This is a genomic window from Methanobrevibacter millerae, from assembly GCF_900103415.1.
Classification (GTDB): Archaea; Methanobacteriota; Methanobacteria; order Methanobacteriales; family Methanobacteriaceae; genus Methanocatella; species Methanocatella millerae.
In genome coordinates this window covers 36,798-49,872 of record NZ_FMXB01000008.1, presented here as the reverse complement: position 1 = coordinate 49,872, position 13,075 = coordinate 36,798, and the positions used below count along the sequence as shown (strand labels likewise).

The 13,075-nt window shown below is 38.3% G+C and carries 11 protein-coding genes and 2 tRNA genes; 8 read left to right on the top strand and 5 right to left on the bottom strand.

The window, feature by feature from the left end; genetic code table 11:
• Positions 1-52 precede the first annotated feature (52 nt).
• The 3 genes from F3G70_RS05870 (at position 53) to F3G70_RS05860 (ending at position 1,613) form a co-directional block, all read left to right on the top strand.
• Positions 53-137: transfer RNA gene (locus F3G70_RS05870), tRNA-Ser, on the top strand.
• A gap of 95 nt (positions 138-232) precedes the next feature.
• Positions 233-305: transfer RNA gene (locus F3G70_RS05865), tRNA-Ala, on the top strand.
• A 105-nt stretch (positions 306-410) separates the two neighbouring features.
• Positions 411-1,613: an RNA ligase family protein gene (locus F3G70_RS05860; protein WP_188118094.1), complete on the top strand. Its 1,203-nt coding sequence runs from the start codon at positions 411-413 to the stop codon at positions 1,611-1,613.
• 306 nt (positions 1,614-1,919) lie between these two features.
• Here F3G70_RS05860 and thiC read toward each other — a convergent pair whose 3' ends face one another.
• The 4 genes from thiC to F3G70_RS05840 form a co-directional block, all read right to left on the bottom strand.
• Positions 1,920-3,218 (bottom strand): phosphomethylpyrimidine synthase, encoded by a 1,299-nt coding sequence (gene thiC, locus F3G70_RS05855; RefSeq protein ID WP_149731772.1) that lies wholly within the window; start codon positions 3,216-3,218, stop codon positions 1,920-1,922.
• 141 nt (positions 3,219-3,359) lie between these two features.
• The gene (locus F3G70_RS05850) at positions 3,360-4,229 is read right to left on the bottom strand and encodes an SPL family radical SAM protein (protein ID WP_149731771.1); all 870 of its coding nucleotides are present in this window, start codon (positions 4,227-4,229) and stop codon (positions 3,360-3,362) included.
• A gap of 28 nt (positions 4,230-4,257) precedes the next feature.
• On the bottom strand, positions 4,258-5,172 hold the full coding sequence (locus F3G70_RS05845; RefSeq protein ID WP_149731770.1) for a carbohydrate kinase family protein: 915 nt from the start codon (positions 5,170-5,172) through the stop codon (positions 4,258-4,260).
• A gap of 145 nt (positions 5,173-5,317) precedes the next feature.
• Positions 5,318-6,187 (bottom strand): LysR family transcriptional regulator, encoded by an 870-nt coding sequence (locus tag F3G70_RS05840; protein ID WP_149731769.1) that lies wholly within the window; start codon positions 6,185-6,187, stop codon positions 5,318-5,320.
• 59 nt (positions 6,188-6,246) lie between these two features.
• On the opposite strand from F3G70_RS05840, the gene hxlB reads away from it, so the two are divergent.
• Positions 6,247-6,837, top strand: coding sequence for a 6-phospho-3-hexuloisomerase (hxlB, locus tag F3G70_RS05835; protein WP_149731768.1), 591 nt, complete (start codon positions 6,247-6,249; stop codon positions 6,835-6,837).
• Between the two features lies 1 nt (position 6,838).
• On the opposite strand, the gene fdhD is transcribed toward hxlB, so the two are convergent.
• Positions 6,839-7,588 (bottom strand): formate dehydrogenase accessory sulfurtransferase FdhD, encoded by a 750-nt coding sequence (fdhD, locus tag F3G70_RS05830; RefSeq protein WP_149731767.1) that lies wholly within the window; start codon positions 7,586-7,588, stop codon positions 6,839-6,841.
• A 124-nt stretch (positions 7,589-7,712) separates the two neighbouring features.
• On the opposite strand from fdhD, the gene F3G70_RS05825 reads away from it, so the two are divergent.
• The 4 genes from F3G70_RS05825 to F3G70_RS05810 all read left to right on the top strand — a co-directional run bounded on the left by F3G70_RS05825 (position 7,713) and on the right by F3G70_RS05810 (position 13,003).
• Positions 7,713-8,285: an FmdE family protein gene (locus F3G70_RS05825; RefSeq protein ID WP_149731766.1), complete on the top strand. Its 573-nt coding sequence runs from the start codon at positions 7,713-7,715 to the stop codon at positions 8,283-8,285.
• 457 nt (positions 8,286-8,742) lie between these two features.
• Complete coding sequence (locus tag F3G70_RS05820) at positions 8,743-9,534, top strand: formate/nitrite transporter family protein (protein ID WP_149731765.1); 792 nt, start codon at positions 8,743-8,745, stop codon at positions 9,532-9,534.
• An 86-nt stretch (positions 9,535-9,620) separates the two neighbouring features.
• Positions 9,621-11,786: a formate dehydrogenase subunit alpha gene (fdhF, locus tag F3G70_RS05815; RefSeq protein WP_149731764.1), complete on the top strand. Its 2,166-nt coding sequence runs from the start codon at positions 9,621-9,623 to the stop codon at positions 11,784-11,786.
• A gap of 17 nt (positions 11,787-11,803) precedes the next feature.
• A complete protein-coding gene (locus F3G70_RS05810; RefSeq protein WP_149731763.1) occupies positions 11,804-13,003 on the top strand; it encodes a Coenzyme F420 hydrogenase/dehydrogenase, beta subunit C-terminal domain in 1,200 nt (399 codons plus the stop codon).
• The last annotated feature ends 72 nt before the right edge of the window (positions 13,004-13,075 follow it).

Sequence of the window (13,075 nt, the reverse complement as noted above, 5' to 3'; positions counted from 1 at the left end):
CTTGCATGAGTCAATTAGGCCCTGCAGATGAGGTTTATAATCCAGAACTATTGGTGAAGTCAGATAGATGGCCTATTCTACTGGACTGCTAATCCAGAGTCCGTTAGGACACGAGAGTTCGAATCTCTCCTTCACCGTTTAAAAATTTTTCCATGCTTTAGTAGTGATAATCGGTAACACACGACCCTTCCAAGGTTGGAATCTGGGTTCGAATCCCAGCTATAGCATTTATGGCCCTGTAATTCAATTGGTAGAATGCCTCTCTTGCAAGGAGGATGCTTCGGGTTCAAATCCCGGCAGGTCCATTCTTGAAGACATTCTGTAATAACAGCTTGTTTTCATTAAAATTGTATTAGTTAATAGCATGTTTTGCCATAATTATTAAATAATAAATGACGGAGGTGAAATGTTTGATAATTGATGGAAAGCGTTCCCTTGCCCACGTTGAAAAAATATCCTGGGTTAAAGAAATTGAAGGGGCGGATAACATAGAACTTATTGGGGTTCTGGGATGGAATTGTATCTCAAAAATCGGCGAATTTGAAAAAGGGGATTTTTGCGTATACATTGAAATAGATTCAAAGGTTCCCGAAAAGGAGTGGTCTGAGTTTTTAAGACGCAAACACTTCAAAATCAAGACCATGAGACTTTCCAGGTTCAATGTTATCTCTCAGGGCATAGCACTTCCTCTGGATATTTTCGATGTCGAAATTCCAAAAAAGGAAGGCACGGATGTAACCGAATTGCTTGAGATTAAATACTCAAACCCTAAGGACGCTAAACGCAAAGGCGAAGGTCTAAACAAGTACGAAGCCATGGCGCTGCGCAACAAGGAACTGTTTGAAAAATCCTGGGTGAAATGGTTAATGAATAGAGATTGGGGTAAAAAACTGTTATTTTTCCTTTTAGGTGATGACAGGAAAGATAAAAGTAAGCGTTTTCCAAATAAATTTGATCATATTTCCAAGACTGACCAGGAACGCTGCGAAAACATGCCGGACGTATTGCAGGACAAGACCCCGTTTGTCCGTACGCAGAAATGTGACGGATCTTCCGCCACATACATTCTGGAAGTGACCAATACACATCCATTAAAAAAGGACTATGAATTCTACGTCTGCTCCCGCAATCTGCGCGTATTCAGGGAAGATGACCCTTTAGTTGATAATGACAATCCATACTGGGAACTGGCGGATAAGCTTGACATTGAAAGAAAACTCAGAGATTATCTGGAAAAGCACAAAGGCTGCAAGTATGTCTGCTGGCAAGGCGAGATTTGCGGTCCGAAAATTCAAGGAAATCCGCATAAGTTAACGCAAAATCATCTTTTCTGTTTCCACATGATCGACAGTAATGGAATGTTCGACATTCGCGAAGCTAAAAAGATCTGGGATGAATACGGAATTGAAAGTGTTCCGATTGATGATGAGGAATACGTTCTTCCGGATGATTTCGAAGAGTTCAAGCTAAGCGCTGACGGATACTACGATTCCGATGTATGTGAAGGTCATGAAAAATGTGCTATGGAAGGTTGGGTATACTACAAAACAACTGATCCTAAGTTCAGTTTTAAAAATATTTCCTGCAAGTACCTAATTAAAAGAGGGGAATAGTCGTGTTTGGGGATTTTTTCCTCAAACATTTTTTTTTAAAATATAATGTGTTTGCAGATATCATGTTATTAAAGATTTTTTTTCTTTCCCAGTTTGGGATTTAATTTAATGATAAAATCTTTATTATAATTAGTAAGCTAATTTTTTTTCTTTAATGGGATTATAATCTTATTAAGTTATGTGGTGATTTTATTGTTGTCTAATTTTAAAATGGTGCTAGAATTAGAGTTGAATCTAAATGAACACTAATTAAAATTCTATATACTATAGTTAATATAAAAAATTAAAATAAATAGATTAAAGAATCTATTTAATTAAGTCTGAATCGGATTGGTCCAGCCATTCGTTAACGATTTTTACTGCGCAGTAGTTACCGCACATGGTACATGTGTCTTCCTCTTCAGGAGGTCTTTCATCTCTTTTTGCACGTGCAGCTTCCGGAAACATTGCGCATTCGTATTGTGCTTCCCAGTCCAATCTTTTTCTTGCTTCAGCCATTGCCAAGTCTTGTGAACCGTCAATTTGGCCGCTTGCAAGGTCACCTGCGTAGGCTCCGATTTTAGTTGCAATGACTCCTTCTTTAACGTCTTCAGGTGAAGGAAGAGCCAGATGCTCTGCAGGAGTTACGTAACAGATGAAGTCTGCTCCAGCTTTTGCGGATGATGCGGCTCCGATTGCGGATACGATGTGGTCGTAACCAGGTGCCACGTCACATACAATAGGTCCGAGCATATAAAACGGTGCGTTTGAACACATTTTCTTTTGAATCATGACGTTTGTTGGGATTTCATTGATTGGGATGTGTCCAGGTCCTTCAATCATACATTGAACGCCTGCTTCACGTGACCTGTCAATCAATTCGCCTAAAATGATCAGTTCTTGTATCTGGGCCCTGTCTGTTGAGTCAGCAATGGATCCTGCCCTCATACCGTTTGCAAGTGAAAGCACTACGTCATGCTCTTTGGCGATTTCCAAGACATAATCGAAGTTTTCGTATAAAGGGTTTTCCTTTTCGTTTTCTACAATCCATCCGGACATGAATGAACCTCCTCTTGAAACAAGTCCTGTTACACGGCCTTGCCTTTTGAGTCTGGTTAAGGTTTCAATGTTGATACTGCTGTGGACTGCCATAAAGTCGATACCGTCTTTTGCCTGCTTTTCGATGGTGTTGAACAAGTCATCTTCAGTCATGTAAATGACGGAACCGTCCCTTCTTATGCTTTCAATTGCTGCCTGATAAACCGGTACGGATCCTACAGGTAATGGGGACATGTCCAAAACCCTGTTTCTGATAACGTCCAGGTCTCCGCCGATACTCAGCTCCATCAGACAGTCTGCACCGTGGTCAATTGCTATCTGTGCCTTTTGAACTTCCTCATCAAAGTTAACGATATCTGTGGATGTTCCGACTGTTGCGTTTACTTTTGTCCTGAGTCCTGCACCGATACCTGCAGCTTCAATGTCTCTGTTAACGTTACTTGGGATTACAATGGTTCCGTTTGCAACGGATTTAAGAATAAAGTCTTCTGAAACATTCTCTATTTCTGCCACATGTTTCATTTCATCGGTTAAAATACCTTTTTTCGCATCACTAATCTGTGTCATATTATCACTCAATTAACATTTAATTAAATCAACATGATTTGATAACAAAATCATTTTTATTTGATATTAATTATTTTGACTTTATAATATATAAATTAATTGATTGCAACTCTATATAACTTGAATTAACTAAAGTTTATTTTAAAACAATTTTGATTGTTTTGTAGTTTCCCTTTTTGGAAATTCGTGCAGGTAAGCAAAAATCTCGTCTGTATTGGTCATGATTCCTGCTTCCGTTGTTTTCCGGTTAAATATCTTCATTAATTTCGCGTTATTCGGACTTGGAATGTGATAATTGCTTTTAAAGTGCCTGATGTATTTCTGCTTCAGGCCCGGAAAGCTTTCATCAAGCTTCTTGTAGAAATACTGTCGGTTTCCGTCTCTTAGGGTCAGGCCCATTTCAAAGCACAGTATTGCCTTGACATTGGTGTCAATGCAGTAGTCAAGAATCTGGTTAATATTGTCCTCATTGTCATTAATGAAGGGCAAAATCGGGCACAGCCAGACAACGGTCGGTATGTCATTTTCGTTTAAAATTTCCAATACTTCAACGCGCCTTTTTGTTGTACAGACGTTTGGTTCTAAAATTTTGCACAAATCCTCATCGGCGGTGGTCAGTGTCATCTGGACAACGGCCTTTGTATTTTCATTAATCTTTTTGATTAATTCAAGATCCCTTAAAATCAAGTCGGACTTTGTAATGCATGTAAAGCCGTGGCCATACTTGTATATTAATTTTAAGGCATTTCTTGTGTATTCAAGTCTCTTTTCAATCGGCATGTATGGGTCTGACATTGAACCGGTTCCTATCATGACTTTCTGGCGCTTGTTTTTTAGGGATTTTTTCAATAATTCCAAAGCGTTCTCCTTTACCTCAATATCCTCAAAATCATGATTTATCTGGTAAATGTCGCTTCTTGAGTCGCAGTAGATGCAGCCGTGGGAACATCCCCTATAAAGATTCATACCGTTATTTGGTGATAGGATACTTTTAACCTGGCGATAGTGCATAAAAATCAAAAAAATAAATAAAATGAGTTTAATAAAACTCATTCATACGTTCAAAGGCGTCGTCAAAGCTAGGCATGTTGGTTTGACAGCCTTGGTGCTCAATAATAAATGATGAAACTGCAGATGCGAATTTTGCAGATTCTTCCAGTGATTCTCCGTTAAGGAACCTTGACAGGAATCCTGCCCTGTAGGAATCTCCGGCTCCGGTAGGATCGACGACATTAACTTTAATTGCGTCAATCGTGATTTTTTCTTCACTGGAGTAGATTTCGCTTCCGTTTGCTCCGCAGGTTTTAACGATTATTTTAGGACCCATTTCCCTTAATCCGGTCAAATCGGTCTCAAGAGATTCCAAAATCCTTTCGATTTCATGATGATTTCCGAAAAGGATTGTTGCGTTTTCGATGACATCCCTTAACTTTTTGGTGTCGTACATTCCAAGATCCTGACCCGGATCGAATGAAACGAGTATGTCTTCATTTTTGGCCTCTTCTGAGCATTTCCAGTTGAAGTCAGGGTCGCCTGTTGCCAGATGAATTGCCTGTGCGTTTTTAATTACATTTGCAGGCACTTTGCTTTCTGCAAATTCCTTGGCGGCACCCCAGTAGAAGTAACTGATTTGGTCTTCGTTATCGTCAGTTAAAACGAATGCTGTTGGAGTTTTTTCTCCAGGAACAACAATTAATGATTCGGTGTCAACGCCCAGAGTTTCCATGTGTTCGAAATACTCGGTTTTTTTGAAGTCTCCACCAACTGCAGATACCAAAGCGGTTTTCAGTCCGAGATTTGCTCCAACGCAAGCAACGTTTGCAGCTGCTCCGCCATTGAAGGTTTTCATATCTGTTATTGGAGCAGAAAAGTTTGCTTTTGGAAATGAAGGCACTCTAATAATATAATCGTGAGCTGAATGACCAATTGCTAGTAAATCTATGTCTTTAACCATAATTATCACTTTATTTTCGTTTTTAGTATAAATTAATATGCTGCAAAAACCTATATGAATAAGATTTCACAACATTGCAATGAGGTGTAATATACAATATGTTTTCACAGTATAAATAATGTTGGTGAGAGCGTGTGAGAACTATTCAGTCCATGGCAATGAAACCTTGCTTAACGATGTCTTTTTGTGCATTGGTCAACAAATAATTGATGAATTCATCAGTTTTAGGGTCTTCATCGTTAACTTTAATCAGGCTGATTACATGTCTTGTATCAAACTTCAATATCTCATTCCCGGTAAAATAGCTCGCATTAAGGAAACTGTATAGGTTTTCGGAATTTTTAACGAGTTTAAATGCATCAAACTGTGAATTGACTTCATGCCTGATGCTGTAATTCAGGTCATAGTGTTCGAGCGTATTCCATGCAAGCCTCTGGGCTGAGCCGTTGACTTTTACAAATTCAAGATTGTCCAAATCCTTTATGCTTTTGATTTCCTTGGAGTCGGGGCTTGAAATCAGAACGAGATAATCGTATGCTATGGGGATGAAGTTGATGTCCCTTTCATAAGCTATTAATGGGTCATCCAGCGTCAATAGGTCAACAACTCCTCTTTTGGCCAGTTTAAATGCATCCTCGTCATTGCTGCTGTAAACGTTAATGTTGAATGGCAGGTCAAGGCTTTCTATAAGGCTGGAGCTGATATGGCCTCCGGCGATGTTGATGTTGTCCGGCTCGGCAATCTGAATCAGGTATTTTCTGTACTCCTCTAAAAGTTTTAGGCCATTTTCCGTAAGAACGCTTCCGTTACCTCTTTTTTCTGTCAGCTTGAATCCCAATGTATTTTCGGCCTTAAGGATTCTTCGGTTTAAAACAGTATGTGAAATGTTCAGTTCTCTGGCGGACTTTCTTTGGGAATTTGTCCTGTTTAGAGATTCCAGACTTTGATATAACTTGTAACCATAGATTTCACCATTTATCTCTAAACTAATCAACCCTTTGCTTTGGAGTTTCATAATTAATTATATATTAAAGTTTTTCTATATAATTAAATTACTGGTATTAGGATGATAAAATGGAATTAATGAAAAGCTCTATTAAAGCGATTATAGGAAATATTGTAAGTGCCGAAGAATTTTTGGATGAGGAATCCATTGATGAATTTGAAGACATTATTATTGAATCCAGCAACGTTTTTGTAACCGGTGCCGGAAGATCAGGGCTTGCCGCAAAGGCTTTTGCCATGAGGCTGATGCACTTGGGCGTAAGCGCATATGTTGTCGGAGAAACAATTTCCCCGGCCATCAATGCGGATGATTGTATAATAGCCATTTCAGGATCCGGTGAAACGAACACCATAGTTTCTGCAGCAAAAATTGCTAAAAGCAGGGGTTCAAAGGTCCTGACAGTTACTTCCTATCCTGATTCAACCTTGGGTCAACTGGCCGATGCATGCATTCTCGTCAAGGGTAGAACAAAAAAAGAGGTTGATGATGAAAATTATATGAAGCGTCAAATTCACGGTAACTATACCTCATTGACGCCTTTGGGTACTGCATTTGAACTGACCACTTTGGTATTTCTGGATGCAATCGTATCTGAATTAATGGAGAAGATGCATCAGACCGAAAGTGATTTAAAAGCAAGACACACTGTTTTAGAGTAATTTAGTCAAAAATTACTCTATTTTGATTATTATATATATTACACCTTTCACCGCGCAGGAAACCGACCAGCGTAACATTTCCTTTTTTTGCAATGTTGTATCCTGAATTGGCCGGAGCGGCGTTTGAGGCCAATATTGGAACGCCGGCACGAGTCATTTTGATGACCATGTCCGCAGGCATCCTTCCGCTGTAGATAACATAAGAGTTTGACAAATCAAAGCCATTCAGTATTCCGTATCCGATTACCTTGTCGACTGCAACGTGACGGCTGACATCTTCTTTTACTACAAACTGACCATCATAAACAATTCCGGCCACGTGAGTTCCTCCAGTTGCCTGCCAAATTTCGGCATTGTCCTTAAGCTCTTCAATTCTGTCAATCAGTTCATGGACTGAAACCTGAAAATCGGATTTGACTTCCTTAACGTCCTTGATTTTGCTTCTCCAGCCTCCGGCGGAATCGGAACACAAAACGGTTTCGTTAGTCTTAAGCAGTCTGTCGTCAATTTCGGCAAAAATCTGATTTCCTTCTATTTTGATTTCTTTTATTGAATCCAGTGAATCGACCATGTTTTCATTGAACATGTATCCGACCGCAAACTCTTTAAGAGAGTCCTCAATGGCTGACAGACTACGGGAAATGTCTCCGTTAATTGTTAATGTAATCGTTTCATCCTGTACGACATTTTCCCTAACTTCTTTTGCTTCATTGTTTTTGTATGATATTGCGTCAATCTCTTCAATTCTCATTTGAATTATCTCCTATTATGTCAATTGTTATTTTTGTTTAATGTTGTATTTAAGTTTCAATAATATAATATATATTAATAGGAAGTTCGAATTCCGTTAAGATATAATAATAATTGGATGGGATATTATGGATCAAAAGGATTATGAAGAGCAATTGGAAATGGCCGGTGAATTCCATGGTGAAATCTGTGGCGGAATAGCCATTGGAACTAAATTGGCAATGTACGGACTGGAATTGATGGGCATGGAATTGAATACTCGCCATAAAAACCTGATTGTTATTTTGGAAATTGACCGGTGTATGGCTGATGCTGTTCAGGCCGTAACCAAATGCTCAATGGGTAAGCGTTCACTGAAACAGGCATATTACGGTAAATTTGCAGCCACTTTCTATAATATGGATACTGGTGAAGCCTTAAGGATTGTTGATGCTGATGCAAACAGGAAGGATAAGGTTAAGGAAACCCGTGATGAAATGATTGAAAGGTTTAAGACCACTCCTCCCGAAGAATTATTCACTGTTCAAAAGGTGAAAGTTGACTTGAATGAAGTACAGATGCCGGGCAAGCCACATGTCAGTGAAACATGTTCTGTCTGTGGTGATAGGGTAACTGATGGCCGTCATCTTATTGTTGATGGCAAACCCGTTTGCAGACCTTGCGCTGAAGGTGCATATTACGAAGTGATTGATGAATAATTGAACTGATTATTCAAAAATTGTCTTCAAAATTCATAATGTATCTTGGCGGTTATGGGTCAATATTACGTTTTGTCACATGTCGAAGAAATGCTTAAAAAAATTTTGGATATTATGCTTTATTTATTTAATTTAATTAATATTAATCTTTTATTTTCTTTTTTTATTTGTTTAAAATTTGTTTGATAGTATTCGAACAATTTTATTTTATGTATGCCTAAAATGTACAAAAAAGTAACGATGTGAATAAATTTCTATCATGATTTATCATTAACTTTTTATTTATTCACTTTAAAGTATTTAAAATTTTCTTTTTGATTCTAATAACAAAGCCTTTTTATTATATGAATACTAAATATAATAATCATAATACAATGGATTATACAATTTGGCAGATTCATCTGTATTATGTTCTATAAATTAATTTATAAAGGGGATAAAAAAAGAGGTTGAGATTATGAGTTCATCTTTTAAAAGTCCAGTAGATACTGCAAAAGCAATATCTAATACAGCTGGAGCTAAAAACTCAGCAAATATAGTAAATGTGATTTTACTCTCCTTTTTAGCAGGAGCTTATATCGCATTCGGTGGATTGCTAGCAGAAATTGCTAGCGCAGGAATGTTAGCCGCAGGCGCACCTGTCGGATTAGAAAAATTCGTATTCGGTGCAGTGTTCCCTGTAGGTTTGATTATTGTTGTAATCGCAGGATCAGAATTATTCACAGGTAATGTAATGTTCATGACCCTCGGTGTATTAGACGGTACCGCATCTGTTGGCGGTCTCGCTAAAAACTGGGTATTAAGTTGGATTTTCAACTTTGTCGGTGCATTATTTGTTGCATTCGTACTTGCTTACATGGGAGGTCTCTTCCCAGCAGATTCAGCATTTGCAACAAAAGCTACTTCTGTAGCAGCTGCTAAAGTAGCTTTACCATTTGATAAAGCATTAATCAGAGGAATCGGTTGTAACTGGTTGGTCTGTCTGGCTGTATGGTTAGCTAATGCATCAGATGATATCATTGGTAAAATCGTCGGTATTTGGTTCCCAATCATGGCGTTCGTATGTATCGGATTTGAGCACAGTGTTGCTAACATGTTCTTTATACCTTTAGGTATGTTCTTAGGAGCTGAAGGTGTAAACTGGGGATCCATGATCATCAATAACTTAATTCCTGTAACCTTAGGAAACATTATTGGTGGAGCTGTATTTGTAGCTTGTATATATTGGTACACTTTTCTTAAAGACTAGTGTTAAAACTTTTTAAGAAGCATTCATTGCTTCTTAATAAAATTTTTTATCAAAAAAATAAATAAAAAAATTTTGGAGATTATAAAATGGTTGAGATTAAATATGTCCCATCTATTTGTCCGTACTGTGGTACTGGTTGTGGAATCAACTTTGTAGTCAAAGACGGTAAAATCATTGGGGTTGAACCTTACAAAAGACACCCTGTAAATGAGGGTAAAGTATGTCCAAAAGGTAACTTTGGATATCAGTTTATTAACAGAGAAGATAGATTAACTACTCCATTAATAAAAGAAAATGGCGAATTCAGAGAAGCTTCCTGGGATGAAGCATTAGATTTAGTTGCTAACAAACTCAAAGAAGTTTCAGATGAAGACCCAAACAAAGTTGGATTCTACGCATGTGCTCGTTCACCAAACGAAAACATTTACATTACTCAAAAATTAGCAAGAGTAGCTTGTGGTACCCAAAACGTAGACCACTGTGCACGTATCTGTCACGGTCCTACTGTAGCAGGTCTCGCAACCACTTTCGGTTCCGGTGCTATGACCAACGGATTCGACAGTATCAAAGAAGCAGACTACATTTTCTGTATTGGATCAAACAACATGGAAGCACACCCATTATTCGGTCGTAAAATGATTCAAGCTAAACAAAACGGTGCTAAATTAGTTGTTTTAGACCCAAGATTCACTCCTACTGCTAAAATCGCTGATGAATATGTACAATTTGAAACCGGTACTGACGTAGCTTTAATGAACGCAATGATTAAAGTTATCATCGATGAAGGATTACAAGATGACGAATTCATTGCTAACAGAACCAAAGGTTACGAAGAAATGAAAGAAACCGTTCAAAAATACACTTTAGAAATGGCTTCTGAAATTACCGGAATCAAACCTGAAGTAATTAAAAAATTAGCTATTGATTACGCATCTGCTGACAAAGCAGCTATCGTATACTCATTAGGTATTACAGAACACTCACACGGTGCAGACAACGTTATGTCCACTGCTAACTTAGCAATGTTAACCGGTAACATCGGTAAACAAGGTACTGGTGTAAACCCATTAAGAGGACAAAACAACGTACAAGGTGCTTGTGATATGGGTGCATTACCTTCCGATTACGTAGGTTACAGAAAAGTTAAAGACCCAGAAACTACTGCATGGTTCAATGACTACTACAGTGGATACGGCTACGAAGTCAACTTACCAACCACTCCTGGTTTAACCTTAGTTGAAATGATGAATGCAGCTCACGCTGGAGACTTAAAAGTATTATACATCCACGGTGAAGACCCTGTATTATCAGATGCTGATGTACAACACACCAAAGAAGCACTCGAAAACTTAGAAATGTTAGTTGTACAAGAATGTTTCTTAACTGACACCGCACAATGTGCTGACGTTGTTTTACCTGCAGCAGGTTGGGGTGAACAAGAAGGTACATTCACCAGTGGTGAAAGAAGAGTACAATGCTTACACAAAGCTCAAGAACCACCTGAAGGCGCATGGTTAGATTGGAAGATCATGGAAGAAATCGCAGTTAGAATGGGAGTTCCAAGAGAATTATTCCACTACGAATCTGCTCAAGACATCTTCGAAGAAATCAGAGAATGTGCTCCTATCATGGCTGGTATGAACCGTGAAAGATTAGACACTCCTGAAGCACTTCACTGGCCTTGCCCATCTGAAGACGACCCATGTCAACCATTAATGCACAAAGAGAAATTTGCACACCCTGATGGTTTAGGAGTCTTCCAGGCATTAGAACACAAAGGACCAGTTGAAACTGTAGATGATGAATATCCATTATTATTAACTACTACTAGGATTTTGTTCCACTATCACGCTGCTATGACCAGAAGATGTGAAACATTAAACAACGAAGTTAAAACTGGATTCATCGAAATCAACAGTAAAGATGCTGCTGAAAGAGGAATTATTAACGGTGAAGTTGTAAGAGCATTCTCCAGAAGAGGAGAAATCGCTATTCCTGCTCGTGTAACTGACGACATCAGAGAAGGTATCGTTAACATCCCAATGCACTTCGTAGAATGTGCTGCTAACGTATTAACTAACTCTGACTCATTCGACCCTAAATCCAAAATGGTTGAATTGAAAGCATGTGCTATCCAAGTAGAAAAATTCCCTGAAAAATTAGAAATGAAAGGCGAAGTCTACAAAGAAGGTACTGACACTGAAATCAAAGCAGAAAATATAGCAACTACCACTGTTCAAGTAGGTAAATAAACAAGGAGTCGATTTAAATGAGCGAAAATATGTATTATGCTTACTCAGCTAATGACGACATCAAAGCTAAAGGTGAATATGGTGGAGTTGTAACCACTATCATGAAATACTTATTAGAAAGTGGTAAAGTTGATGCAGTTGTTGGTGTAGAAGAAGGTCACGACTTATACGATGGTGTACCATGTTTAGTAACCGAACCTGAAGACATTATTAAAACCGCTGGTTCAATTCACTGTGGTACTTTAAACTTAGCTAAATTTGTATACAAATACTTAGATGGATGCAGAGACATGAAAGTTGCTGTCTCATGTAAACCATGTGACGCAATGACCATTAGAGAATTAATCAAAAGAGGAAAAATCATCGGAGACAACATCATTATGATTGGTGTAAACTGTGGTGGAACATTACCACCTGTACCAACCATGAACATGATCAGAGATGTCTACGAATTAGACCCTAAAGAAGTTGTCAAAGAAGAAATCTCTAAAGGTAAACTTATCATGGAAACTGCTGACGGTGAAGAAAAAGGCTTCGGTATCGAAGACTTAGAAGAAGACGGCATGGGTAGAAGAGAAAACTGTCAAAGATGCAGCTTAAAAATCCCATCCAATGCTGATATTGCATTAGGTAACTGGGGAGTTATCGGCGACTTAGCTGGTAAAGCTACTTTCGTAGAAGTATTTACCGACAAAGGTGCTGAAATCTTAGCTGACGTTATCAACGACGGTTTAATCGAAGTTACCGAACCTATCGAAAAAGGTATCAAAATCAGAGAAAACATTAACAACTTCATGCTCAAAGCTTCCAACGCTAAGAAAGAAGTTGACTATGCTGGAACTACTGGAGACATCATTGATGTATTCCACATGTACGACGAAGAATTCTCCAAATGTATGAAATGTTACGGCTGTCGTGAAGCATGTCCATTATGTTTCTGTGAAGACTGCTGTCTTGAAGCTGAAGGTCCTGAATGGGTACCTGGTGGATACACTCCTGCAGCACCATTCTTCCACTTAACTCGTATGGTACACATGGTTGATGCTTGTACCAACTGTGGTCAATGTAGTGATGTATGTCCTTGTGAAATCCCTGTATCCAAAGTATGGAGTACTGTAAACAACAAAGTAAGAGAAGTTTACGGATACATCCCTGGATTCGACACTGACGACAGAATCCCATTCACTGAACACATCTCAAAAGCTGAAAAATTATAGATAAAGCGTTTCGCTTTATTTATTTTATTTTTTTGTAAAAAATGCACCTTTCTTTCATTTTTTATTTTTTTT